20 protein-coding genes and 2 tRNA genes are annotated in these 22,967 nt (G+C 66.0%); 13 read left to right on the forward strand and 9 right to left on the reverse strand.

Going from position 1 to position 22,967, the window contains the following annotated elements; genetic code table 11:
- Nucleotides 1-79: 79 nt before the first annotated feature.
- Both WKB88_RS15450 and WKB88_RS15455 read right to left on the reverse strand, forming a co-directional pair.
- On the reverse strand, nt 80-4,588 hold the full coding sequence (locus WKB88_RS15450) for an ExeM/NucH family extracellular endonuclease (RefSeq protein WP_341395436.1): 4,509 nt from the start codon (nt 4,586-4,588) through the stop codon (nt 80-82).
- Between the two features lie 364 nt (nt 4,589-4,952).
- Nucleotides 4,953-5,040, reverse strand: a tRNA-Ser gene (locus tag WKB88_RS15455).
- Between the two features lie 64 nt (nt 5,041-5,104).
- Here WKB88_RS15455 and WKB88_RS15460 point away from each other — a divergent pair.
- From WKB88_RS15460 to WKB88_RS15490, 7 genes are all read left to right on the forward strand, one after another.
- Complete coding sequence (locus WKB88_RS15460; RefSeq protein WP_341395437.1) at nt 5,105-6,082, forward strand: NAD(P)H-quinone oxidoreductase; 978 nt, start codon at nt 5,105-5,107, stop codon at nt 6,080-6,082.
- Nucleotides 6,083-6,319: 237 nt separating this feature from the next.
- Entirely contained in the window at nt 6,320-8,611 is a 2,292-nt protein-coding gene (locus WKB88_RS15465) for a carbon starvation CstA family protein (RefSeq protein WP_341395438.1), read from the forward strand.
- On the forward strand, nt 8,608-8,805 hold the full coding sequence (locus WKB88_RS15470; protein WP_341395439.1) for a YbdD/YjiX family protein: 198 nt from the start codon (nt 8,608-8,610) through the stop codon (nt 8,803-8,805). Before WKB88_RS15465 ends, WKB88_RS15470 begins: the two co-directional genes overlap by 4 nt.
- Before the next feature lie 171 nt (nt 8,806-8,976).
- Complete coding sequence (locus tag WKB88_RS15475; protein WP_341395440.1) at nt 8,977-9,237, forward strand: hypothetical protein; 261 nt, start codon at nt 8,977-8,979, stop codon at nt 9,235-9,237.
- Between the two features lie 43 nt (nt 9,238-9,280).
- Entirely contained in the window at nt 9,281-10,027 is a 747-nt protein-coding gene (locus WKB88_RS15480; RefSeq protein WP_341395441.1) for a bacterial proteasome activator family protein, read from the forward strand.
- A gap of 5 nt (nt 10,028-10,032) precedes the next feature.
- Nucleotides 10,033-10,497: a hypothetical protein gene (locus tag WKB88_RS15485; protein WP_341395442.1), complete on the forward strand. Its 465-nt coding sequence runs from the start codon at nt 10,033-10,035 to the stop codon at nt 10,495-10,497.
- A 112-nt stretch (nt 10,498-10,609) separates the two neighbouring features.
- The gene (locus WKB88_RS15490; RefSeq protein ID WP_341395443.1) at nt 10,610-11,446 is read left to right on the forward strand and encodes an aldo/keto reductase; all 837 of its coding nucleotides are present in this window, start codon (nt 10,610-10,612) and stop codon (nt 11,444-11,446) included.
- A gap of 311 nt (nt 11,447-11,757) precedes the next feature.
- On the opposite strand, the gene WKB88_RS15495 is transcribed toward WKB88_RS15490, so the two are convergent.
- The 5 genes from WKB88_RS15495 to WKB88_RS15515 form a co-directional block, all read right to left on the reverse strand.
- Nucleotides 11,758-11,833 (reverse strand) — tRNA-Thr (locus tag WKB88_RS15495).
- A gap of 356 nt (nt 11,834-12,189) precedes the next feature.
- On the reverse strand, nt 12,190-13,770 hold the full coding sequence (locus tag WKB88_RS15500) for an alpha/beta hydrolase (RefSeq protein WP_341395444.1): 1,581 nt from the start codon (nt 13,768-13,770) through the stop codon (nt 12,190-12,192).
- Between the two features lie 60 nt (nt 13,771-13,830).
- Nucleotides 13,831-14,973: a DNA polymerase III subunit delta' gene (locus tag WKB88_RS15505; RefSeq protein WP_341395445.1), complete on the reverse strand. Its 1,143-nt coding sequence runs from the start codon at nt 14,971-14,973 to the stop codon at nt 13,831-13,833.
- Entirely contained in the window at nt 14,970-15,620 is a 651-nt protein-coding gene (gene tmk / locus WKB88_RS15510) for a dTMP kinase (RefSeq protein ID WP_341395446.1), read from the reverse strand. The genes WKB88_RS15505 and tmk overlap by 4 nt, the downstream gene beginning before the upstream one ends.
- A gap of 13 nt (nt 15,621-15,633) precedes the next feature.
- Nucleotides 15,634-15,801, reverse strand: coding sequence for a hypothetical protein (locus tag WKB88_RS15515; RefSeq protein ID WP_341395447.1), 168 nt, complete (start codon nt 15,799-15,801; stop codon nt 15,634-15,636).
- A 193-nt stretch (nt 15,802-15,994) separates the two neighbouring features.
- On the opposite strand from WKB88_RS15515, the gene WKB88_RS15520 reads away from it, so the two are divergent.
- The 3 genes from WKB88_RS15520 to WKB88_RS15530 all read left to right on the forward strand — a co-directional run bounded on the left by WKB88_RS15520 (nt 15,995) and on the right by WKB88_RS15530 (nt 18,334).
- On the forward strand, nt 15,995-16,756 hold the full coding sequence (locus tag WKB88_RS15520; protein WP_341395448.1) for a YoaK family protein: 762 nt from the start codon (nt 15,995-15,997) through the stop codon (nt 16,754-16,756).
- Nucleotides 16,757-16,825: 69 nt separating this feature from the next.
- Nucleotides 16,826-18,004, forward strand: a complete 1,179-nt coding sequence (locus tag WKB88_RS15525; protein ID WP_341395449.1) for a trans-sulfuration enzyme family protein — start codon at nt 16,826-16,828, stop codon at nt 18,002-18,004.
- 9 nt (nt 18,005-18,013) lie between these two features.
- Nucleotides 18,014-18,334, forward strand: coding sequence for a DUF2516 family protein (locus WKB88_RS15530; protein ID WP_341395450.1), 321 nt, complete (start codon nt 18,014-18,016; stop codon nt 18,332-18,334).
- 15 nt (nt 18,335-18,349) lie between these two features.
- Here WKB88_RS15530 and WKB88_RS15535 read toward each other — a convergent pair whose 3' ends face one another.
- Entirely contained in the window at nt 18,350-19,072 is a 723-nt protein-coding gene (locus tag WKB88_RS15535) for a class I SAM-dependent methyltransferase (protein WP_341395451.1), read from the reverse strand.
- 239 nt (nt 19,073-19,311) lie between these two features.
- Between WKB88_RS15535 and WKB88_RS15540 the strand changes: the two genes are divergently transcribed.
- Entirely contained in the window at nt 19,312-20,064 is a 753-nt protein-coding gene (locus WKB88_RS15540) for a phosphoglyceromutase (protein ID WP_341395452.1), read from the forward strand.
- Nucleotides 20,065-20,154: 90 nt separating this feature from the next.
- Here the strand turns inward: WKB88_RS15540 and phoU are convergent, their stop codons facing one another.
- Nucleotides 20,155-20,817 carry a phosphate signaling complex protein PhoU gene (phoU, locus tag WKB88_RS15545; RefSeq protein ID WP_268910053.1) on the reverse strand — a complete coding sequence of 221 codons (663 nt, stop codon included), beginning with the start codon at nt 20,815-20,817 and terminating at the stop codon, nt 20,155-20,157.
- Nucleotides 20,818-20,999: 182 nt separating this feature from the next.
- Here phoU and WKB88_RS15550 point away from each other — a divergent pair, with 182 nt between their 5' ends.
- Both WKB88_RS15550 and WKB88_RS15555 read left to right on the forward strand, forming a co-directional pair.
- Nucleotides 21,000-22,223 carry a sensor histidine kinase gene (locus WKB88_RS15550; protein WP_341395453.1) on the forward strand — a complete coding sequence of 408 codons (1,224 nt, stop codon included), beginning with the start codon at nt 21,000-21,002 and terminating at the stop codon, nt 22,221-22,223.
- On the forward strand, nt 22,220-22,900 hold the full coding sequence (locus tag WKB88_RS15555) for a response regulator transcription factor (protein ID WP_341395454.1): 681 nt from the start codon (nt 22,220-22,222) through the stop codon (nt 22,898-22,900). The genes WKB88_RS15550 and WKB88_RS15555 overlap by 4 nt, the downstream gene beginning before the upstream one ends.
- The last annotated feature ends 67 nt before the right edge of the window (nt 22,901-22,967 follow it).

The following is a 22,967-nucleotide window of genomic DNA, read 5'->3' on the forward strand; positions in this document are numbered from 1 at the left end:
TGGAGGAGCGTGGCCCCTCAACGAAAGACGCCGCCGGGAGCAGGACTCCCGGCGGCGCCGTTTCATGTCAGCGGAAGAACTACCGGCCGCTGAGGCAGATCAGATACCTTGCCCATTCCAGGGCGTACCGAATCCAGCCCCGGATATCCCACCAGCCGTGCGGCGGAACCGGAGCCACACACACCGGAGCGGGCGGCACCGGCGGTGCTTCCACTGTCACAGGAAGCGTGACCGTGGTTGCGGAGGGATCCGCGGTCAGTACGAGCGTGCCCGCACCGCTGGCCGTTGCCGGAACGGTGACGTTCACGGTCGCCGTACCCGAGGCCACCGCGGCGCTGCCCAGGGTAACGGCGGCACCGGCAGCATCAACCCAGCTGATTGCCAGCGAAGAATTCGCCGGGCTGCCCAGTGAGGTCAGGTCCAGGCCGGAGACGGTGAAGGACACTGCTGCGCCGGGAGCTGCAGCGGACGGAGCTCCCTGCACGGTTACGCCCTGGCGGGCGAAGTCCGGCGAGAGCGGGCTGTTCGCTTCGATGTAGCTGATCCACGCGTCACGGTCCACGAGCCCGGAGTCACGGGTATCGGTGCCGTCGGTGAAGACACTGAAGTTGTCACCGCCCTGCGCCAGGAAGCTGAACGTTCCCACGCGGTAGGCACGGTCCGGGTCCAGGGCTTCTCCGTTGACGGTGACCGTCTGGATCCGGGAGCCCGCGGCCTGGGCCGGGTCGTACGTGTAGGTGACGTTGTCGGAAAGCCCCAGCGCGAGGAAGGGACGTGAGCCGCCCTCCGGCTGCCACTGCTGCTCCAGCATCGTTTTCAGCTGGGTTCCGGTGAGGGTGGTCGTCCAGAGATTATTGACGAACGGCAGCACGGCGTTGGCTTCGGCGTACGTGATGACGCCATCGTCGCCGTAATACAGCTCGGCCCGCAGGCCGCCGGGATTGGTGACACCGATTTCGGCGCCGCCCCGCTCCGGTGCGGCCAGTGTGCTGAGCAGGGAGTCCGCCACCAGGTTGCCCAGAGTGGATTCCGAGCCGCGGTCGTCGCGGACGGTGCCGTTGAACGCCGTCGTAATATCGGCGGTGACAGATCCTACGGGCTCGTTGCCGACCTCCGCGGAATAGGCCAGCGCCGCGTCAACAATGGACTTGACCTCGGCCACCGCGGGGTAGGTGGCGACCAGCGCATCGGCGCTTTCCGTGGTGCGCGGAACGTTGGTTGCCGTGTAGGAGAGGACCTCGTCGGTTTCCGGGTTGTAGTCCAGTTGGATTTGTCCGATGAACTCTCCGTAGGAGCCGGTCTGCAGCACGGGACGGGTTTTGCCGTCGACGCCGGGAACGGGGGCATCCCAGGCGTACTGCTTGTGCGTGTGGCCGGTGTAGATGGCGTCCACCAGGGCGGACGTGCCGGTGACAATCTCGGTGAAGGCGCCGCCCGCGGCGAGCTCCTGTTCCAGGGTGGCGCCGTCCGGGGTGCCGCTGCCGGCGCCCTCGTGGTACTCGGCGATGATGACGTCAGCCAGACCCTCGGCCTGAAGCTGCTCGGCCACCCGGTTGACTGCCTCGACCGGATCGCCGAATTCCAGCTCGGCGATGCCGCCGGGGCTGACCAGCGTGGGTGTCTCACCGGTGACGGCGCCGATGACGGCTACGGAAACCCCGTTGACGTCCAGGAGGGTGTATTCATCCAGCGCGGGCGTGGTGGTGCCCTCGAGGTAGACGTTGGCGCCGAGGTACGGGAAATCGGCGGCGGCGTCCACCCGGCCTGTGAGGTCCTCGAAACCGGCGTCGAACTCGTGGTTGCCCACGGCAGAGGCCCGCAGGCCCAGCGCATTCAGGACATCCAGCGTGGGCGCATCCTGCTGTACGGACGACGCAAACAGGGAGGCGCCGATGTTGTCGCCGGCGGAAAGGAACACCGAGCTGCCGTCGGGGGCGGCGGCCTTGAGCTGTTCAACGGTTCCGGCGAAATTCACGGTGTTGGCGTCAATCCGGCCGTGGAAGTCATTGATGTTCAGCAGGTTCAGTTCTTCGGTCTCGGTACCGGCCAGGCTCAGGTCGAGTCCAACGAGGATCGGGTCGTGGTCCGAGGAGCGGTAGGGGTCCGGTGCGTAGTAGTTGGTGACGTTGGTGTTAAAGCGGCTGTATTCCAGCGCCACGGATTCCACGGAGTTGATGTTCCAGATGTCGGCTCCGGTGACGGTCTCGGCCGCCTCCGGGGATCCGAGCACGTGGTCGAGGGAGCCGACCAAACCGCTGAAGGCGTAGGAGTGCTTCCCGGTGGCTTTGCCCAGGTTCACGTAGCCGGCGTCGGCCAGCACCTTCATGGGATCCTCGGCGGCGTAGGAGTTGAAGTCGCCGAGCAGGAACACCTTGTCCGTGCCGGCGGATTCGGAAACCGTGTCGGCGAAGGCGGTCAGAGCCTGCGCCTGGCGCACGCGGTCGGCGTTCCAGCCGCCCTGCCCGGTGTCGGCGTTCTCGCCGGAGTCCGGCGCCGATCCCTTGGACTTGAAGTGGTTGCTGATGGCCAGGATGGCTGAGCCGTCCTCGCCTCCTGCGGGCTTGAAGGCCTGGGCCAGCGGCTCGCGGGCGTTGGAGAAGACCGTTTCGTCGTTGAGGATGACGGAGTCGCCCACGGGCTCGGCTGTTGCGGTGCGGAAGATGAAGGCGGTGCGGATCACGTCTTCGTCGTCGGGCAGGGCAGCGGGGGAGCGGACGTAGTCCCAGGTGCCCGGTGCCTGCTCGTTCAGTGCGGCCGTCAGGTTGGCGAGTGCATCATCGCGGTCCTTGCCGAAGACTGCGGAGTTTTCCACCTCCATGAGTGAAACGACGTCGGCGCCGAGGGCATTGATCGCGGCGACGATCTTGGCCTGCTGGCGCTCGAGGTTCTCCGCGTTGGCGGCACCCCTCGCATCGCAGCCGCCGCGCACGGTCAGCGGTGCGCCGGCGCGGTCGCTGTAGTAGGTGCAGCCGGGAATGCTGTCTCCGGTGGTGCTGAAGTAATTCAGCACGTTGAAGGAGGCCAGCTTCAGGTTGCCGCCCACGCTTTCTGGAGCCGTGGTGCGGGTGGCTTCGAACGACGCCGGTGTCGCCTCGGGGGCATTGGCTGCGGTAAGGGCGGTGAGCGGCTGGAACTTCCAGGCGCTGTTGCGGAAGTCCAGGATCACGCCGGTGGTGAAGGCGGCGGCGGCGCCGATGCGCACCGGGTTTTCCGGGGTCAGATACGGCAGGGGAATTCCCTGGTTGGCGGCGCTCAGAAAGTTGGTGCTGGCGCCGTCGTCGAGCTTCACTGCCCGTGCCGCATTGTCGGCGACGACGGCGGCATGCTCTGCAGTGCCCACGGCAGCCACAGCAGTGGGCTGGACCAGGGGAGAGTCACCGGCAGCCAGGCCGATTTCGGCGTACTGGTTCAGCGAGTAATTGTCCGTGACGGTGAAGCTTCCCTGCGGTGCCAGCAGCATGCCTTCCAGGGTTTCGCGCTCGGCATCGGAGGCGGGCCAGGCCACGCTGGCGGGCTTGACCTCCTCGGCCGGCTCGCTGAGCTGGGACATGTTGCCAGCTGCAACCGTGAGCTGGGTCAGCCCGTAGTACTCGCCGACGGTTCCGGTGACTTCCACGTAATCACCGGCAGCAACGGAGCCGACAGTATCCGCGGAAAAGACAAAGATGCCGTGCGACGCCGTGTGGCTGGCGGGATCGAGGGTTCCGCCGGTTCCCGGAGTCTGCAGGTAATAGCCGTTGAAGCCGCCGGTGGGATAGACACCGGTGACCTTGCCCCGGGTGGTGACGGTTTGGCCGATCAGCGGGCTGGCGTCCCCGGTGCCCTGAATCTCGGCAATGGCCACGGGGTCTGCCGGGTCAACGGGAGCCGTGGGGGTGGGGGAAGGCGTGGGGGTGGGGTCCGGTGTTGGAGTGGGGTCCGGTTCGCCCGGCACCGTTCCGCCGGTACCGGTGGGGGTGACAGCGGCACTGAGCGTGAAGTCAGCGGCGTTGTTGTTGGAGTCGGTGAATCCGGTCCGGTTCAGGGACTTCGGATCGGCGTTTCCGGCCGGTGCCGCGGCGGCAGCGGTTTCGAAGGTGTTGGAGCTGCCGTAGCCGAGCAGGTCCACCACTGAAGGCTGCCCGGTGACGGAGCCGGCGGGCAGGGGATCCACCCGGGTTGCCTGGTTGGACAGGATGAGGGTGCCGCCCGAGCCGCTGAAGCTGGCACCGACGCTCGCATCCGCGGCCGGCAGCGGGGCGCCTGCAGCGCCGTTCGAGGCTCCGGAGATCAGATAGTGGCCGCCGGCGGGAATGGTGCCGGCGAGGGCGCCGATTCCGGTGGGCGCCGCCGTCGAACCCGCGGAGCGGTACTGCAGGGACCAGCCCTCCAGGCTCACATCGGTATCCGTCGGGTTGTACAGTTCAACGAATTTGTTGGCGAAGGGTGCGTTGGCGCTGCCGCCGCTCAGGTATGCCTCGTTGATGATGATGCCGGGGACAGCTGCAGCGCTGTCCTCGGCGTAGGCCGGAAGCGCCGTCATCGGTGCCGCCAGCAGGCCGGCCGAGAGGGTTGCTCCCAGGGCCGCCTTCCAGGTTGAAGGTCTCATGCCTCATGCTCCTAGGTCAGCTGGAACCAGCCGACGGTAAATGCTGCCGTGCAGCCGGCAGCGAGGGGGGTAACGCGAGTGACGTGGGTAATACTATGTGGCGCAGGTTACGAATGGGTGACCTGAAGGTGTCCGGGCGTGAGGGTCGGACTTTCGGCTAGGCCGAGGGCGGCCAAAGCTCGGGCCGCGGGCGGTGTATTCAACGGCGTTCTGGAAACAATGCGGGAGGGTAATAGCCTCCGGGCATAAAAATAAGGCGTATCAGCTTCCGTTTCCGGAAGTTGATACGCCTTATCTTTTGGATGGAATACGGACTGCGGCGCCCCGGGGGACATTAGACACAAACCGTTTTCCGCCCCAATTGCGGAAGGTAAGGGATTCGAACCCTTGGTACGGGGTTACCGCACACTGGTTTTCAAGACCAGCTCCATCGGCCGCTCGGACAACCTTCCCCACTAGTAGTCTGGCAGAAAGGTGCAATTCACCAAAATCTGATCACACCCCGTGGAGGACAGAATGAGAGCAGTTGTCATCACTACGCCCGGAGGCCCGGACGCACTGCAGGTGCAGGATGTGCCCGCGCCGGTCCCGGGACCAGGGGAAGTGCTCATCGATGTGGCGGCTGCCGGATTGAACCGGGCAGACGTGCTGCAGCGGCAGGGGCACTACCCGGTGCCAGCGGGCGCTTCGGAGTACCCCGGTCTGGAGGTCTCGGGCCGGATCGCCGCCGTCGGAGACGGTGTGGAAGGGTTGTCGGTGGGGGCCGACGTCGTCGCCCTGCTGACGGGCGGCGGTTATGCCGAGCAGGTCAATGTTCCGGCAGGCCAGGTCCTTCCGGTTCCGGCAGGGCTGGACCTCATTTCCGCGGCGTCGCTGCCCGAGACAGCGGCCACCGTCTTCTCCAACCTGTTCATGGCAGCCGGAGTGACTGAGGGGGACCACGTCCTGATCCACGGCGGCGCAGGCGGCATCGGCACCATGGCGATCCAGATGGTGGCCGCCTTCGGTGCCGTGCCCATGGTGACGGCCGGCTCGGACGAAAAACTGGAACTGGCCCGGTCCCTCGGCGCACAGGTGCTCATCAACTACAAGGATGAGGACTTTGTCGAGCGGGTGCGTGAAGCCACAGGCGGCCGCGGCGCCGACGTCATTCTGGATGTCATGGGCGCAAAGTACCTGCAGCGCAATCTCGAAGCGCTGGCGGTCTCGGGACGGCTGGTCATTATCGGGCTGCAGGGCGGCACCAAGGCTGAAATCGATCTCAACTTGGTGATGCGCAAGCGGCTCGCGGTCATTGGAACCACGCTGCGGTCCCGGCCAGCTGAGGAGAAAGCCGCCATCATGCAGGCCGTCCGCAAATACGTCTGGCCCCTGGTGGAAGCAGGGAAAATCCGTCCCCTGGTGGACAAGACCTTCCCGCTGGCCGACGCCGGTGCGGCGCACGAGTACTTCGATTCAGGCCGCCACACGGGCAAGATCCTCCTGACCACCTGAGCCGGGCTGCCTGCCTGATCTGAACGCCGGAACCAACCGGCGGATACGCCGCCCGGGGTCCCGCGGGGCGGCATCCGCCGGTGCTGCGGCGCGCCCTGCGGGCACCGTGTCCGGACTTTGTGGAGCACATCACAGGTGCACTGCTAATCTCGGTGGCAAGAGTGCGGGTTTTCCGTCTCCTGGGCCGGTCTCACTGCCCGGCCTTTCCGAGTTCTTACCGCAAGCAAAGGGACCCCCATGAGTGAGAATCGCCGGCACCGGGCCGCCCCCGGACAGCCTGAGGACAGTGACGTCCTGGTGCAGGATCCCGATCTTCCGCCGGTTGCGCTGGACCCCGAAACGGCTGAGGCCGAAGACCGCCGCTGGACGCCGCTGAAGATCGCCGTCTGGTCCGGCATCGCCCTGCTGGGCGGGGTCAGCTGGTACATGCTGGCACTGGTCCGCGGGGAAACCGTCAATGCCATCTGGTTTGTCTTCGCCGCAGTCTGCACCTACTTCATCGCGTACCGCTTCTATTCCAAGTTCATTGAGCGCAAGCTCCTGCAGCCCAATGACAGGCGCGCCACCCCCGCCGAGTACAAGGCCGACGGCAAGGACTATGCCGCGACCGACCGCCGGGTGCTGTACGGACACCACTTTGCCGCCATCGCCGGAGCCGGCCCCCTGGTGGGCCCGGTCCTCGCCGCACAGATGGGGTATCTGCCCGGCACTATCTGGATCATCATCGGCGTAGTCCTGGCCGGCGCCGTCCAGGATTACCTGGTCATGTTCTTCTCCATGCGCCGCGGCGGCAGGTCCCTGGGCCAGATGGCCCGCGAGGAGCTGGGCCGGGTGGGCGGAACCGCGGCCCTGATCGCCACACTGACCATCATGATCATCATTGTCGCCATCCTGGCCCTGGTGGTCGTCAACGCCCTGGCGGAAAGCCCGTGGGGTGTCTTCTCCGTGGGCATGACCATTCCCATTGCACTGTTCATGGGCGTTTACCTGCGCTTCCTGCGCCCGGGCAAAGTCACCGAGGTGTCCGTCATCGGCTTTGTTCTGCTGCTGCTGGCCATCATCGGCGGCGGAATGATCGCGGACACCGCACTGGGTGACGCCCTGACCCTGGACAAGACCGTCATCGCCTGGGGGATCATCATCTACGGCTTCATCGCCGCTGTGCTTCCGGTCTGGCTGCTGCTCGCGCCGCGCGACTACCTCTCCACCTTCATGAAGGTGGGCACCATCGTGATGCTCGCGGTGGCCATCATCATCGTCCGCCCGGAAATCACCGTTCCGGCGATCAGCGAATTTGCCTCTGCCGACAACGGCCCGGTTGTGGCCGGTCCGCTGTTCCCGTTCCTGTTCGTGACCATTGCCTGCGGTGCCCTGTCCGGCTTCCATGCACTGATCGCCTCCGGCACCACGCCGAAAATGATCGAAAAGGAACGCCAGACCCGCTTCATCGGCTACGGCGGCATGCTGATGGAATCCTTCGTGGCCATCATGGCCCTGGTCGCCGCCATTTCCATTGACCGCGGCATTTACTTCGCCATGAACTCCTCCGCAGCCGCCACCGGCGGAACGGTGGAAGGCGCCGTCGCGTTCGTCAACAGCCTGGGACTTGCCGGCGTGAACCTCACCCCGGACATGCTCACCAACATGGCCTCAAACGTGGGGGAGGAATCCATCGTGTCGCGCACCGGCGGCGCACCAACCCTCGCCGTCGGCCTAGCCCAGATCATGCAGAGCCTCATCGGCGGTTCCTCGATGATGGCGTTCTGGTACCACTTCGCCATCATGTTTGAAGCCCTGTTCATCCTCACCGCCGTTGACGCCGGCACCCGCGTGGCCCGGTTTATGCTGCAGGACTCCATCGGCAACTTCATCCCGAAGTTCCGGGATACCGGCTGGCGCACGGGAGCCTGGATCTGTACGGCCGTCATGGTCGGAGGTTGGGGCTCGATCCTGATCATGGGGGTCACGGACCCGCTCGGCGGGATCAACACCCTGTTCCCGCTCTTCGGCATCGCCAACCAGCTGCTCGCGGCGATTGCGCTCGCCATCTGCCTGGCCATCCTCGCGAAGAAGAACGTATTCAAGTACATCTGGATTGTGGTGCTGCCGCTGGCCTTCGCGTCCGTGGTGACCATCACCGCCTCGATGTACAAGATCTTCAGCCCGGTTCCGGCTGTCGGCTACTGGGCGCAGCACAATGCCTTCAAGGGAGCTCTGGACCGGGGCGAGACCAGCTTCGGCACCGCGAAGACGGTGGAAGCCATGGAAGCCGTCGTCCGGAACACGTTCATCCAGGGCACGCTGTCCATTGTGTTTGTGACGCTGGCAATCATCGTCATCATCACCGCGGTCATTGCCAGCATCCGCTCGTTCCGCGCCGGCGGTTCTCCCAGCGCCGAAGATCCGGCCGTTCCCTCCCGGATGTTCGCCCCGGCGGGCTTCCTGGCGACGCCGGCGGAAAAGGAGCTCCAGGCGCAGTGGGACGCGCTGCCCGCGGACCGGAAGGTTGTCAGGAAGGCGCACTCATGAGCACCGGGACGGTAAAGGACGGACTGCGGGGTTTCGTGCGGTTCTTCCGGGATGTCATGGGGGAGGACGCGTACCGCAAATACGTCGCCTTCCATGAGTCCACCGGCTGCACCGGACCGCTGCTGAGTGAGCGGGAGTTCTGGAAGGACAAGATGGACCGTCAGGACTCCAGCCCCGAGGGCCGCTGCTGCTAGCGCACCTGAGGAGCCCGGCGCGGCGGGTGTTCCCGTGATCGAACACCCGCGGAAACGACGGCGGCACCTGCCCGGGTGCCGCCGTCGTCGTCTCTTGATGCAGGGCGCGGGGTTTGTGTCGTTTCGTAACTAGGCCTTGAGCGCAGCCGGGGCCGGTGCCTACGGTGGATCATGGGAAAGCACAAGAACTCGAATGACCTGCCGCAGGACGAGCACCTGCGGGAAGACATCAGCCTGCCCGCCCCGGAGCCGGTCGGCGAGGACGGGCATCTGGCTGACGACATCAACCTGCCGGAAGAAGAACATGCGGGCGGGCCGGAATTCGATGACCGGCACTACACGGCCGGCCAGCTCAACGCAGGGCAGCAGGTGGCGGGACTGAGTCCGGACGGCGAATACGCGAAAATGCGGACGGAGGAGCTGGAAAGCTGACCCGGCACCCGGCTTTGAACCCCAACCATGAGAGCATTAACGCATGACTGACGAGAACGGATCCGCCGCCCGGCCGGATGTAGCGCCTGCGCCCGGTTCCGACACTTCATCAAGCTCCAACGATTCCGGCGGCCGCCCCGATGACACGCCGTCAAGCAATCCGCCCGTTAAATCCCGGACTGCCGGTGACGGCTCTCCGGGGAGCTCTCGTGGGGACGGAGTTGCCGTACCCGACGGCGGCGGAGGCCCTGGCGGTCACGGGCACAGCGGAGAGGGCAGCTCCGGCCCGGCCAAGCTGCGCGATCTGGTGGATGAACCGGCCAAAGTCATGCGGATCGGCACCATGATCAAGCAGCTTCTCGAAGAAGTCCGTAATGCTCCGCTGGACGATGCCGCCCGCAACCGCCTCGCCGAAATCCATGAACGCTCACTGCGGGAACTGGAGGACGGGCTTGCCCCCGAACTGGTCGAGGAGCTCCACCGGGTGAATCTTCCGTTCCTGGATGAGACCGTGCCCACCGACGCCGAGCTGCGGATCGCGCAGGCCCAAATGGTCGGCTGGCTCGAAGGGCTGTTCCGCGGCATCCAAACCGCCATAGCCGCACAGCAGACGGCCAACCAGCAGATGGCGTCCCGGCTGCAGCTGCGACAGCTGCCGCCCGGCACGGTGCTGGCGCCCGGCGTCGTCATCGGTGACAACGGCGAGCCCCGGCGCGCCGATCCCGCCGGACAATCCCGTCCCTCTTCCGCCCATCCCGAGCCGCATGCCGGTCCCGGCCAGTACCTGTAGGACCAATGGCACTTTTTGCAGCCGCCCGTCAGGGGCGGAAGGACGACACCCAGCTCGGGAAAGGTGTGTGGCGCCGCGCCCATGACCGCTTCACCCGCGGCCTGGACCGCTACCACCAGATGCTGGAAGGCGTGGAAGACGACGCCGTGTACAACGAGCTGGTGACCGTCGCCAACGGACTGGCCGAGCTGCTGCCCCGGGTCCGGGAAGTCTGCGTCACCGCGCAGCGGCGCCTGCCGAGCGACGGCCAGGACATCCCCGGCTCCCTGATTGCAGTGCACCGGGCGCTCTCGCGCAGCGGCAACTCCCTGGCGGCCACCGCCGAGGCGGCGGCCATGTCCCGGCTGGAAGGCGAGCGGTGGGGGTTTGCGTCCGCCGGCCTGGAGAATGTTCACCGCCGCGCCCGGCTGGTGGCCGAAGACGTGCTGGAGGCCGAGCGGGCCCTGAAAGCCGCCGTCGGCGCACCGTAAAATACCTGAAGAATTTTCCGCAGATCGGGAATAGGGCGGACGTTTTTTTCGCGTCCAGCATAGAGGCGTCACGGAAAGCGGATTTCAGCCGGCGGTTTGCAAGGATAGGCGAATGACTACTTCACCGCTTGTGACTTTCAATGACGGCAACACCATTCCCCAGCTTGGCTACGGAGTGTGGCAGGTCGAGGATTCGGTGGCCGAGAAGGTTGTGGGGCAGGCCTTCGACGCCGGCTACCGCCACATCGATACCGCCAAGATCTACGGCAATGAAGCCGGCGTCGGCCGCGCCATCGCCGCCACCTCGGTTCCGCGCGAGGACATGTTCATCACCACGAAGGTCTGGAACGCGGACCAGGGCTACGAAGAAACTCTCAAGGCTTTCGACGCTTCCATGGAGCGCCTCGGTCTGGAAACCCTGGACCTTTACCTGATTCACTGGCTCCAGCCCAAGCAGAACAAGTACGTGGACACCTGGAAGGCCCTGATCGAACTGCAGAAGCAGGGCCGCGTAAAGTCCATCGGTGTCTGCAACTTCACGGTTGAAGCCCTGCAGGAAATCATCGACGCCACCGGCGTTGTCCCGGTCCTGAACCAGGTTGAGACGCACCCCTACCTCAACCAGGCCGAGCTGCGCGCCTTCGAGGCCAAGCACAACATCCTGCACGAGTCCTGGTCCCCGCTGGGCTCCGGCAAGGGCCTGCTCGAAGATCCGAAGCTGGCCGAAATTGCCGCCAAGTACGACGGCGCCACTCCGGCCCAGGTGGTCATCGCCTGGCACCTGGCACTGGGCAGCATTGTGATCCCCAAGTCCGTCACGGAGTCCCGGATCAAGGAAAACTGGGAGGCGCTGAACGTCAAGCTCTCCGATGAGGACATCGAAGCCATCAACGCGCTCGACAACGGAACCCGCTACGGAGCAGACCCGGCCACGGCCGACTTCGCCTAAGCCACTGGGTCCTCTAGGCCTGAGTCGGTCTCCGGGCCGGCCCAGGCCAGCTCCGCCCCGGTATCTGCCCGGCGCATAGCGGACCGGAGGAAAGGCGCATGTCCCGCCGGGCGGGACATGCGCCTTTCTGTGTTCAGGACGGGGGAATAGGCTGAGAGGACCGCAGACGGACGGAAACGGCAGGGAACAACCCGGGCTACCGCGCTGGCCGTGTTGGGCGCGTGTCTCCCTGCGAGTCATACCAGTGGCCCGGGTGGCCGGCTGCGGACGCAAAAAAGCCCTCGGAAATTGAATTCCGAGGGCTTTTCCTCTGGAGCCTCCTGCCAGAATCGAACTGGCGACCTTCTCATTACGAGTGAGACGCTCTACCAACTGAGCTAAGGAGGCGGGCTTCATCGGTCCGCTAACGGCCAGAATCCACAAGGAACAACTTTATATGCCATCGGGCGGCTGGTCAAAACGGGTGGGCCGGGGCACCGGAAGCAGCCGACGTAAAAGCTGGACCAGTTTCGTGCCGCCCCGGTCAAACCTGTCCTCCAGCAGGGACCGGCTGAACAAATACGCCAAAGGGCGGCGGCTGAAGGCGCTGCCGAAGAACCACGGGCCCGACAGCCCCGACAGCCCCGTCACCCAGGCATCGCGCCAGCAGAAAGCGGACGGCGCCTGGGGACAACGACGGCGGTGCCCGCAAAGGCAAACTGCCCGGCCGGAAAACCCGGCTGGGCAGTTTGGGGCAACAGTTCCTAGGAGCAGACCTTGTCCTCGGACGGAACCGTGCCGTCGATGAAGTAGTCGTCCACCGTGTCGGCGATGCACTCGTCTCCGCGGCCGTAGGCGGTATGCCCTTCGCCTTCCCAGGTGACGAGGGTAGCGGAATCCAGCTGTTCGGCGAGGGAGACGGACCACTCATAGGGTGTGGCCGGATCTCCGGTGGTTCCGATAACCAGCAGGTCATCGGCACCGGAAGCGTGAATCTCGTGCGGTTCGTTCACCGCGTCATAAGGCCAGGCCTCGCAGGTGATGCCGCCGTAGCCCAGATACTTCCCGAGGGTGGGGGATGCCTTTTCCAGTTCTTCGGCATCACTGCGCATCTGCTGATCGTCGCTGGTCATCGGATAGTCCAGGCAGTTGATGGCGCTGAAGACCACGGTGCTGTTGGACGCGTAGGTTCCGTCAGGATCCCGGTCGGCACTGAGGTCGGCCAGCCGCAGCATGAGCGACGGATCCCCCTGCAGGGCGGCCTCGAGGGCCTGGGTCAGCACGGGCCAGTTCTGGTCGTTGTACAGCGGCAGAATGAAGCCGCTGACGAAGGTGGAGACCGTTACCATCCGGCCGTCCTTCGCGGTCATCGGACTCGCTTCCACCGAGGCGATCAGCGCACGGATGGTCTCGATGGCCTGCTCCGGCGTGCCGGACAGGGGGCAGCTGCCGGAGGACAGGCAATCCTCGACATACGCCCGGATGGCCTTTTCGAAGCCTTCCGCCTGGCCCAGCGTGATTTCCTCGTTGCTCGCCGCCGGATCGAGTCCGCCGTCCAGCACCATTCGACCCACGGTCTCGGGGAACAGCTCGGCGTAGGTCGCTCCGAGGAAGGTTCCGTAGGAGAAGCCCAGGTAATTCAGTTTTTCATCACCGGCAACGGCACGCAGGATATCCATGTCCCGGGCCGCGCTCTCGGTGTCCACAAACCCCAAAACCGGTCCGGAGTTTTTGGCGCATTTGTCCGCGAGTTCCTGGGCGCTGGCCCGGGAAGCGGCAAGGCCGGCCGGGGTGGAGGGGTCCAGATACTCGGACCGCTCCTCATCCAGCTCTTCGTCGGTCAGGCACTGAACGGGTGTGGAACGGCCGACGCCGCGGGGATCGAAACCGAGAAAATTGAAGTTCTCCCGGAGCCGGTCGGTGGTGATTCCCTGCAGGTTCTCGCTGACGGCGTCATACCCTGAGCCGCCGGGGCCGCCGGGATTGACGAGGATGGTCCCCTGCGCGCTGCCGTCGGACTCGGCGAGGATGACAGCGAGGTCAATGCTCTCCCCGCCGGGATCCGCATAGTTCATCGGCACCTCCACCGTGGCGCACCGGAACTGGTCGGCGACGCCGGCTTCACATCCGCCCCAGCTAACCTCCTGGCTGTAGTAGGGCAGCAGGTCCTCGGGGACGTCGCCGATGACCTCCGCCGCGGCGGATGAGGTGGTGCCGGCTTGCGGCGCGGCACTGGTTTCCTCCGCCGGGTTCTCACCGGTGCAGGCGGTCATGCCGGCAAGCACGACGACGGCGGACGCTGCAGCCAGCGCGAGTCGGGGGAAGCGGCGGCTGGCTGGGGTCATCGTTGCTCCTGGTGGCAATGGGTGTTTTTGGGGAAGCGGCCGGGGCATGGCCGGACACCGTTATAACAGGCTAACCGCCATGGCCTCGATGGCCAGCAGCGGGGCCACGTTCGTGGAGACCAGACGCCGCCGGACCACGTTTATTTCTTCCATGCGCAGCAGCGTCTGTTCCGGTGAGCCGTGCGAGGCGTATTCGGTCAGTTCCCGGCGCAGGTTCTCGTTCACCAGGCTGTCCCCGCTGCCGAGCTGGAGCATCAGGACATCGCGGTAGAAGGACAGCAAGTCCGTGAGCGCCCGGTCAAAGTAGTCATTCTTGGACCGTTTCGCCCGGCGCACCTGGTCCTCTTCCAAGCGTTTCACCTGGCTGCGGATGGCCGGGGGAACGGTGCCGGTTTCGGGTGCACCGAGCGAGGCCAGCAGCGACCGGCGTTCAGCGGCGTCGCGCTGTTCAAAGGAACTGGTGGCTTCGGCTTCGGCCAGGGCCACCAGATCGGCGGCAGCCTTCATGGCTCCGCTGACGTTGCGCAGGGACAGCGGCAGCCGCACGATGGACTCGCGCCGGCTGCGGGCACCCTCGTCGGTGGCCAGCCGCTTGGCGATGCCGATGTGGCTCTGCGCGGCCCGGGCCGCGTCGCGGGCAACATCGGGGTCGATGCCGTCCCGGCGGACCAGGAGCTCGGCCACATCCTCCACCGGAGGCAGGCGCAGGCTGACCGCCCGGCAGCGCGAACGGATGGTGACCAGAACGTCACCGGGGCTGGGAGCGCACAGCAGCCAGATGGTCCGCGGCGGCGGTTCTTCGATGGCTTTGAGCAGCACGTTGGTGCTGCGTTCCTGCATGCGGTCGGCGTCTTCGACAATGATGACGCGCCAGCGGCCGGTGGAGGGCTTGTCCTGGGCTTTGCGCACCAGCTCGCGCGCCTCCACGATGCTGATCGTCACCTTTTCCGTGGTGACGGAGGTGACGTCGGCGTGGGAACCGGCCAGCGCCGTGCGGCAGGCCTTGCATTCTCCGCAGCCGCGTGCGGCCGGATCAGGCTGGTCACAGAGCAGCGCAGCGGCAAAAGCGCGGGCCGCGTTGGACCGGCCGGAGCCCGGCGGGCCGGTGAACAGCCAGGCATGGTTGGGGGTGGACTGCGCGGCTCCGCGCCGCAGCTGGTCCACTACCGGGTCCTGGCCCTGCAGGTCGTCCCAGACGCTCACGGCAGCAGCTCCTGAACCCGGGCCAGGATGGCCTCCGCCAGTTCGTCCACAGGCCGGCCGGCGTCGAGCACCAGGTAGCGCGCGGGATCGTTCCGGGCCTGTTCCAGGAAAGCCCTGCGGATGCGCAGGTGGAAGGTATCGGGTTCGGATTCGAGCCGGTCTTCCTGTGCCTGGTGAGCGGTGCGCCGCAGCCGGCCCTGTTCGGGATCGACATCCAGCAGCACGGTGAGGTCCGGCGAATAACCCTCGGTGGCCCAGACGTTCAGCTGCCGGACCTCGTCGGTGCCCAGGGAACGCCCCGAGCCCTGGTAGGCCACGGAACTGTCGATATAGCGGTCGCACACGACCACATCTCCGCGTTCCACGGCCGGCCGGATTACCTGCGCCACATGGGCGGCCCGGGACGCCGCGAAAATCAGGGCCTCGGTGCGGGCGTCAATCTCCCCGTTGCCGTGTTCCAGCACCAGCGAGCGCAGTTGCTCGCCCACCGGGGTTCCTCCCGGCTCGCGCGTGCGGACAACTGTCCGGCCCGCTGCTTCCAGCGCCGCAGTGAGCTCTTGGGCCTGGGTGGACTTGCCGGCTCCGTCGCCGCCTTCGAACGTAATGAACAGGCCGGCAGGGCGGGCGGGGGAATTGGAAATACTCACCCGCCTAGCCTACCTAGTTCGGCTGGGAAGCCGTTGCCGCCGGGGCCTGCTCCAAGGGCCCGGCGAGTTGGCTGAGGAGATCCGAAAGGGCTGCGCTGCGCCGGGCAGCCACGCGGGCATACTGATCCGCCACGGAAGTCAGCGAAGAGCCAAGGGCCCCGCCCAGCTCGGTCGAATTCACCCCGCGTGCGGCGTGGAATCAGTCCCCTGTGTGTACACACCCGCGAGCGCCCGCCTACCGTGAAGTAGGTGGGCTGACGGCAAAGCCGGAGCAGTGTCCGGTTCGTCCGGGCATCACACAAGCGGCCACAGCAGCGCGGGCGGCGAACGGGGCACTCGCCCGCCGGCCATCCTCTCCGGAAAGAAGCGAGCCCATGAGTGCTCCACCAACACCCCCTGCCGGCGTGCAGTATGTGTACAAGCATCCGGAGGTCATCCGGTTTCCGCTGATGGAACAGCCGTTCATCGGCTTCCTGCTCGCCTTCACCGCCGGGCTGCTCAACGCCTGGACGCTGGCCCATGCAGACACCTTCGCCACCGTCCAGTCCGGCAACGTGGTTTCCAGCGGCTTTTACCTGGTGGACGGAGACTGGGGAAGGTTCGTGCCGGCCATAGTCTCCGTGCTGTGTTTCGGGGTGGGATCCGCGCTGTCCGGGGTCCTGATGACGGCCTTCCTGCGCAGCGGCAGGTCTTTTACCCCCGGCATGCTGTTCTCCCTGTTTGCCCTCCTTGTCATCGGTACCCTGCTGGCGGCGCTGACCGACCTGGATCCACGGTTCATCGCGTACGGCGTGAGCTTCGTGGCCGGCGGCATGGGTAATTCCTTCCACAAGAACCACGGCATGCTCTACGGCGCCGTGGCCGTGACGTTTGTGGTGCAGATGGCCTTCAACTTCCTGATGCAGGCCGCATTCTCCAGGAAGGGGATCAACGGCGAACCCAATCTCTTCTGGTCGGGGCTCTTCTTCCTGGTGCTGCTCGGCTTTGCGGGAGGCGGCGGGATCGGGTTCGTGCTGGACCTGTGGTTCAACGGGGCGTCCATAGCTTTCGCTGCGGTGCTGATGCTGGTCCTGGCGATCGTCTCGCTCCGGCAGCCCGGCGACCCGGACCCGACGCCCGGCGGCAAGTTCGTCTAGAGCGCCGTGCAGGGAACCCGCGGGAACGACACAATGGCACGTGTTTCCGCCGCGCACTAGGCTGTTTCAATGACCCCTGAGCCGAACTCCCATTCCGCCAACCTCGCCCGTGAGACTGTCGCCGTATCGGCCGGCAGGCCGGAGCGGGGACCCGATGCTCCGGTCAATCCGCCGATCGTGCTTTCCTCCACTTTCCAGGGCGCGGGTACCCCCGCCAGCGGCGAGCGCGTGTACGGCCGCTTTTCCAACCCCACCTGGGATCCGTTTGAAGCGGCGCTGTCCGAGCTCGAAGGTGCCGCGCTTCCTGCGCTGGTCTATTCCTCCGGGCTGGCGGCGGTGGCGGCCGCTCTTTCCCTGATTCCCCTCGGCGGAATCCTGGTGATGCCGCGGCACAGCTACCAGGGCTCGCTGCTGCTGGCGGAGGAAGAGGCTGCCAACGGGCGGTTTACCGTCCGCACCGTGGACATCGCCGATACCGATGCAGTGACGGCCGCCCTGCGCGGGTCCGGCACAGAAGAGGCAGACTCCCGTCCGGCCAGCATGCTGTGGGTGGAGAGTCCCACCAACCCCATGCTCGAGGTTGCCGAAATCGAGACCCTGGCTTCCGCCGCCCACGACGTCGGTGCGCTGGTTGTCGCAGACAACACCTTCTCCACTCCCATGGTGACCCGCCCGCTGGAGCTCGGAGCCGACGTCGTCCTCCACTCGGTGACCAAGTATCTGGCCGGACATTCGGACGTGGTTCTCGGCGCACTGGCCACCTCCAGCGAGGAACTGCGGACCCGCCTGCACAGCTACCGGTCACTGCACGGGGCCGTGGGCGGTCCGTTTGAGGTGTGGCTGGCACTGCGCGGCCTGCGGACCCTGGCACTGCGCGTGGAGCGCTCGCAGGCCACGGCGGGAATCCTGGCGGAGCGGCTGCTTGTGCACCCGGCGGTGGAGGCCGTCCGCTATCCGGGGCTGCCCGGCGACCCGGGGCATGAGCGGGCCGCAAAGCAGATGGACGGCTTCGGGTCGATTCTCTGCATCGAAGTTGCCGGCGGGGCGGCTGCGGCGCAGGCCGTGGCCGAGAACGTGCGTCTGTGGCTGCCGGCCACGTCGCTGGGCGGAGTGGAATCACTGATCGAGCGCCGCCGCCGCCAGCCGGCGGAGCCGCAGTCCGTTCCGGAGAACCTGCTGCGGCTTTCGGTGGGCATCGAGCACGCCGAGGACCTCTGGGCCGACCTCGCCCAGGCCTTGGCACGGTAGGCTGAAACAGTGATTTACGTCTTCCTCCTCGAGCCGCTGTTCTACCGGGCCCTCGGCCTGGCCACGCTGGTGATTGCGCTCTGGGCGTTTTCCGATGCCGTACGGCGCAAGCCTGCGATTTTTGAGGCCACCGGCAAACGGACCAAGGGCTTCTGGATGGGCATGACCGGAGCTGCGACTGCCGTGGGCATCCTCGGTACGCTGAGCCCCGGCTCCCTGCTGCCGTTTACCCTAGCGGGACTCGTGGCGGCCTGCGTTTACCTGGCTGACGTCAAGCCCTCAGTCAGCGGCACCGGCCGGGGATCTTCCGGACCCTACGGCCGCTGGTAGCCGGTTCAGGCCGGTTCAGGCCGGTGCGACGGCGTCCCAGGCCACGGTGATCTCGCCCAGGCGCCACCGCGCGGGGCCGGTCAGCAGCGGCCACCCCGCAGCGCGCAGGGCCGCGCACATGGCCAGCCAGCGCTGCCGGTTGCCGTAGGAAGCCTGCGGAGCGGCCTGGATCCACGCGGTGTCCATGGCCTGAAGCAGGGCATGGACTTTTTCGCCCGGAACATTGCGGTGGATCAGCGCCTTGGGCAGCCGCTCGGCCACATCAGAGGGCAGCACAAACGCGCCGAACCGCAGTGAAATGCTCAGCGACAGCGGACCGCCGGAGTCCAGCTCCACCCACGTTGAGCGGCGGCCGATTTCATCACACGTCCCGTCAACGAAAATCCCGCCGTCAGCCAGCCGGGACCGAACCATATCCCAGTGAGCCCCGTACTCGTCCTCGGAATACTGCCGCAGCACATTGAACGCGCGGACCATGACCGGCCGGCGCCCGTCCACCGGCAGCTCGAAACCGCCCTGCCGGAAGGACAGCCCGTTCCGTTCCAGCGCCTTCGCCGAGCGGACGCGCACGGGGTCGATCTCGATGCCCACGACGTCGACATCCGGACGGATGCGGCCAAGCCTGGTGTGGAGTTCGACGGCGGTGGTGGGAGCGGCGCCGTAGCCAAGGTCAACGATGAGGGGATCTGCGGCTCGCCGCAGCCGCCAGCCCTGCGGACCGGCCAGCCAGCGGTCCACGCGCCGGAGCCTATTAGGGTTTGTAGTGCCCCTGGTCACATTTCCTACGGGTTTTTGCGGTTTTTGCACCAAACAATGTTACTGGCCGGGCGGTGTGCCTCAGGACGCGGACCTCGCGGGCTGCATGAGGGGCACCGCTGACGGACGTGCGCGGGACTGTTCTGCGGGAACGGCATGCAGGCATCCGCAGCGGGCCGCCGGCCTGCCCCGGCGCCGGGTCCTCCGTTACCATGACATATATGACTTACAAACTGATCCTTCTGCGCCACGGCCAGAGCGAATGGAATGAAAAGAACCTGTTCACCGGCTGGGTGGACGTGGATCTGACGGACCTTGGCCGGGCCGAGGCCCTCCGCGGCGGCGAGCTGCTGGTGGAAGCCGACATCCTGCCCGACATCCTGTACACCTCGCGTCTCCAGCGGGCCATCAATACGGCCAACATTGCCCTGGGGGCCGCGGACCGCATCTGGATCGACGTGAAGCGCAGCTGGCGCCTGAACGAGCGGCACTACGGTGCGCTCCAGGGCAAGGACAAGGCGCAGACCCTCGCGGAGTACGGCGAGGAGCAGTTCATGCTGTGGCGCCGTTCCTACGACACCCCGCCGCCGCCCCTGCCCGACGACAGCGACTTCTCCCAGGCGCACGATCCCCGGTATGCGGATCTGGCGCAGGATGAACTGCCCCGGACCGAGTGCCTCAAGGACGTCCTGGAGCGTTTCCTGCCGTACTGGGAATCCGACATTTCCCAGGACATCAAGTCCGGCAAGACGGTGATGATCGCAGCGCACGGCAACTCCCTGCGCGCGCTGGTCAAGCACCTGGACGGCATCAGCGACGCCGATATCGCCGCCGTGAACATCCCCACCGGCATTCCGCTGGTTTACGAACTGGATGAGGATCTCAAGCCCGTGAAGGCCGGCGGCACCTACCTGGATCCGGAAGCTGCAGCAGCGTCTATCCAGGCTGTGGCCAATCAGGGCAAAAAGAAGTAGCGTCCGTCCCGGTACGGTCGAGGCATAACAGGAAAGGGCGGCCCCGTGGGGCCGCCCTTTCCTGTTATGCCTGTTCCTTCCGCCGGGCGCCTACCGGCTGGACTCGGACAGTGGCTGCCATTCCCCGGTGACCAGGTAGTTCACCTTGCGCGTCACGGAAACCCCGTGGTCTGCAAAGCGTTCGAAGTAGCGGCTCGCCAAAGTCAGGTCCACCGTGCTGACCGCGGACACCTGCCAGTCAGGAGCGGCCACGGCCTTGAAAACACCCGCATGCAGCTCGTTGATGCGGGAATTGCAGGCGTAAATCTCGGTGCTCAGATCCAGGTTGCGCGTCTCCAGGAGTTCTGTCAGCAGCTCTGAAATACGGATATCCAGGCGCGCCATTTCGCTGAACGTGTCCACCATCGGTTCGGGAACAACCTGTTCGGGGTACCGCAGGCGTGCCAGCTGGGCAATATGGCGGGCGAGGTCGCCCATCCGTTCCAGCGATGCGCTCATTCGCAGTGATCCCACGATCATCCGCAGGTCGCTGGCGACGGGGCCCTGCAGCGCGAGGATGTCGATGGCACGCTCGTCGAGGTCATTCTGGAGGAAATCAATCCGCGCATCGGCGGCGATGACGTCCTGCGCCAGCTCGGTGTCCGCACCTTCGAAGGCGAGGGTGGCTTTCTGCATCGCTTCGGTGACGAGCTCGGAAATCTGGGTCAGCTCTTCGCCAATCTGATGAAGCTCGGCTTGAAAAACCTTACGCACTTCGGGTCCTTTCACTTGTACAGCACTCGTCCAACGTCCCTTAGCTGCCTGTCACAGCCGCATTGGCAGGATTTCAGCAGCGGGTTAACCGTTGGGCATCTTCAGATGAACGTTAGTTTAACGCGGGGACTTATGCCACCGCGGGTCACCCCGGGGCCCGGCCGTCAGCCTAAGCTAGGAGAGTGAATCCTGTATTGCTGGGCCTGGTTGCCGGAGTGCTCGGCCTGGCCGTGGGAGTGTTCGGCGTGCTTGGCTATGTGGTGTCCCGGCACCAGCGCCGGGAACTGGCGGCCGGCGACGAGCCGGCCATCCCCGACGGCGCGGCTGAGGTGCTGGCCGCAATCGGGCGGGCCTACATCGTGGTGGACGCCGTCGACGGCGTGGTCCGGGCAAGCCCGGGAGCCTATGCCTTCGGCCTTGTCCGCGGGCACACGCTGGTTCCGCCCGAACTGCTGGAGCTGACGGCGCGGGTGCGGCGTGACGGCGTCATTGAGGAACGGCAGCTGGAGCTGCAGCGCGGCCCGCTGGGGCAGGGAACCACCATCCTGCAGGTCCGGGTGTCCACGGTGGGAGAGGAATACATCCTGATCCTGGCTGACGACCACACGGAGATTGCCCGCACCGAAGAGGTGCGCAACGACTTCGTCGCCAACGTTTCGCATGAGCTGAAAACCCCCGTGGGTGCCATCTCGCTGCTCGCCGAAGCGCTGGACGATGCCGCCGGCGACGAAGAGGCCGTGCGTCGCTTCGCCGCGAGAATGAGCAAGGAGTCCTCCCGGCTGACCGCCCTGGTGCAGGACATCATTGAACTCTCACGCCTGCAGAGCACCGACATGGTGGACCGGGCCCGCGAGGTGGACATCAACCGGCTCGTCGCCGATGCGGTGGAGGCCAACCGTCTGCCCGCGGAGAACAGAAACACGACGGTCGTCGTCGGCGGCGCCGTTGAAGGGGCCGTTTACGGGGACGCGAAGATGCTGACCACCGCCTTCCGCAACCTGATCGACAATGCCATCCGGTACGCGCCGGAAGGGAGCCGGGTGGGGATAGGACTGCGCTCCCGTGACGGCATGGCACAGGTTGCCGTCACGGACCAGGGGCCGGGAATCCACCCCGACGACCAGGAGCGGATCTTCGAACGCTTTTACCGGATTGACAGTGCACGGTCCCGGCACACCGGGGGAACCGGCCTGGGCCTGAGCATCGTCAAACACGTGGTGGCTAACCACGGAGGAGAAATCACCCTCTGGTCCCAGCCGGGGCAGGGGTCCACCTTTACCGTTAGGCTGCCGGAAATGGAGTCTGCGGAAGTTGCGCCGGTGCGCCCGCAGGAACGTGCCGCGGCCACCCCCAGGGGCAGGGCGGCGCCGGCCGGCGGCAGCCAGGAACAAGGAGTCAGTGCTTGACCAGGATTCTGATAGTCGAAGACGAGGAGTCGTTCAGCGACCCCCTTTCCTACCTGCTCGGGCGGGAGGGATTCGAGGTCTGCGTGGTGGACAACGGCACCGACGCCGTGACCGAGTTTGACCGGCGCGGCGCAGACCTGATCCTGCTGGACCTGATGCTGCCGGGGCAGCCGGGCACGGAGGTCTGCCGGCAGATCCGCCAGCGCTCCGATGTGCCGGTCATTATGCTCACTGCCCTGGACGGGGAGATCGACAAGGTGGTCGGCCTCGAGATCGGCGCGGACGACTACGTCACCAAGCCGTACAGCTCCCGTGAACTGCTGGCCCGGATCCGGGCGGTCCTGCGCCGCCGGGGCGACGGCGGTGACGCGTCCGGTCCAACAGTGGAAGCAGGTCCGGTGCGCATGGACCTGGACCGGCACGTGGTCACGGTTAACGGAGCGGATATTCCGCTGCCGCTGAAGGAATTCGAACTGCTGGAGATGCTGCTGCGCAACTCCGGCCGGGTGATGACCAGGGGGCAGTTGATCGAACGGATTTGGGGTGCCGATTACGTGGGCGACACCAAAACCCTGGACGTACACGTAAAACGGCTGAGGGGAAAGATCGAGCCGGATCCCTCCCTTCCGCGGCACTTGGTGACGGTGCGGGGGCTGGGGTACAAGTTCGAAACCTGATCCCGGGAACCGGCACAGAGACCGCAAACAGAAGGGACCCGGCGTTCGGCCGGGTCCCTTCTGTTTG

The sequence above is a fragment of the Arthrobacter sp. G119Y2 genome (assembly GCF_038069765.1).
Taxonomy (GTDB): Bacteria; Actinomycetota; Actinomycetes; order Actinomycetales; family Micrococcaceae; genus Arthrobacter_B.

Bases quoted from the DNA above. Each gene is read 5' to 3' on its own strand.
- WKB88_RS15450 (WP_341395436.1), bottom strand. From the start codon at position 4,588: ATGAGACCTTCAACCTGGAAGGCGGCCCTGGGAGCAACCCTCTCGGCC.
- WKB88_RS15460 (WP_341395437.1), top strand. From the start codon at position 5,105: ATGAGAGCAGTTGTCATCACTACGCCCGGAGGCCCGGACGCACTGCAG.
- WKB88_RS15465 (WP_341395438.1), top strand. From the start codon at position 6,320: ATGAGTGAGAATCGCCGGCACCGGGCCGCCCCCGGACAGCCTGAGGAC.
- WKB88_RS15470 (WP_341395439.1), top strand. From the start codon at position 8,608: ATGAGCACCGGGACGGTAAAGGACGGACTGCGGGGTTTCGTGCGGTTC.
- WKB88_RS15475 (WP_341395440.1), top strand. From the start codon at position 8,977: ATGGGAAAGCACAAGAACTCGAATGACCTGCCGCAGGACGAGCACCTG.
- WKB88_RS15480 (WP_341395441.1), top strand. From the start codon at position 9,281: ATGACTGACGAGAACGGATCCGCCGCCCGGCCGGATGTAGCGCCTGCG.
- WKB88_RS15485 (WP_341395442.1), top strand. From the start codon at position 10,033: ATGGCACTTTTTGCAGCCGCCCGTCAGGGGCGGAAGGACGACACCCAG.
- WKB88_RS15490 (WP_341395443.1), top strand. From the start codon at position 10,610: ATGACTACTTCACCGCTTGTGACTTTCAATGACGGCAACACCATTCCC.
- WKB88_RS15500 (WP_341395444.1), bottom strand. From the start codon at position 13,770: ATGACCCCAGCCAGCCGCCGCTTCCCCCGACTCGCGCTGGCTGCAGCG.
- WKB88_RS15520 (WP_341395448.1), top strand. From the start codon at position 15,995: ATGAGTGCTCCACCAACACCCCCTGCCGGCGTGCAGTATGTGTACAAG.
- WKB88_RS15525 (WP_341395449.1), top strand. From the start codon at position 16,826: ATGACCCCTGAGCCGAACTCCCATTCCGCCAACCTCGCCCGTGAGACT.
- WKB88_RS15540 (WP_341395452.1), top strand. From the start codon at position 19,312: ATGACTTACAAACTGATCCTTCTGCGCCACGGCCAGAGCGAATGGAAT.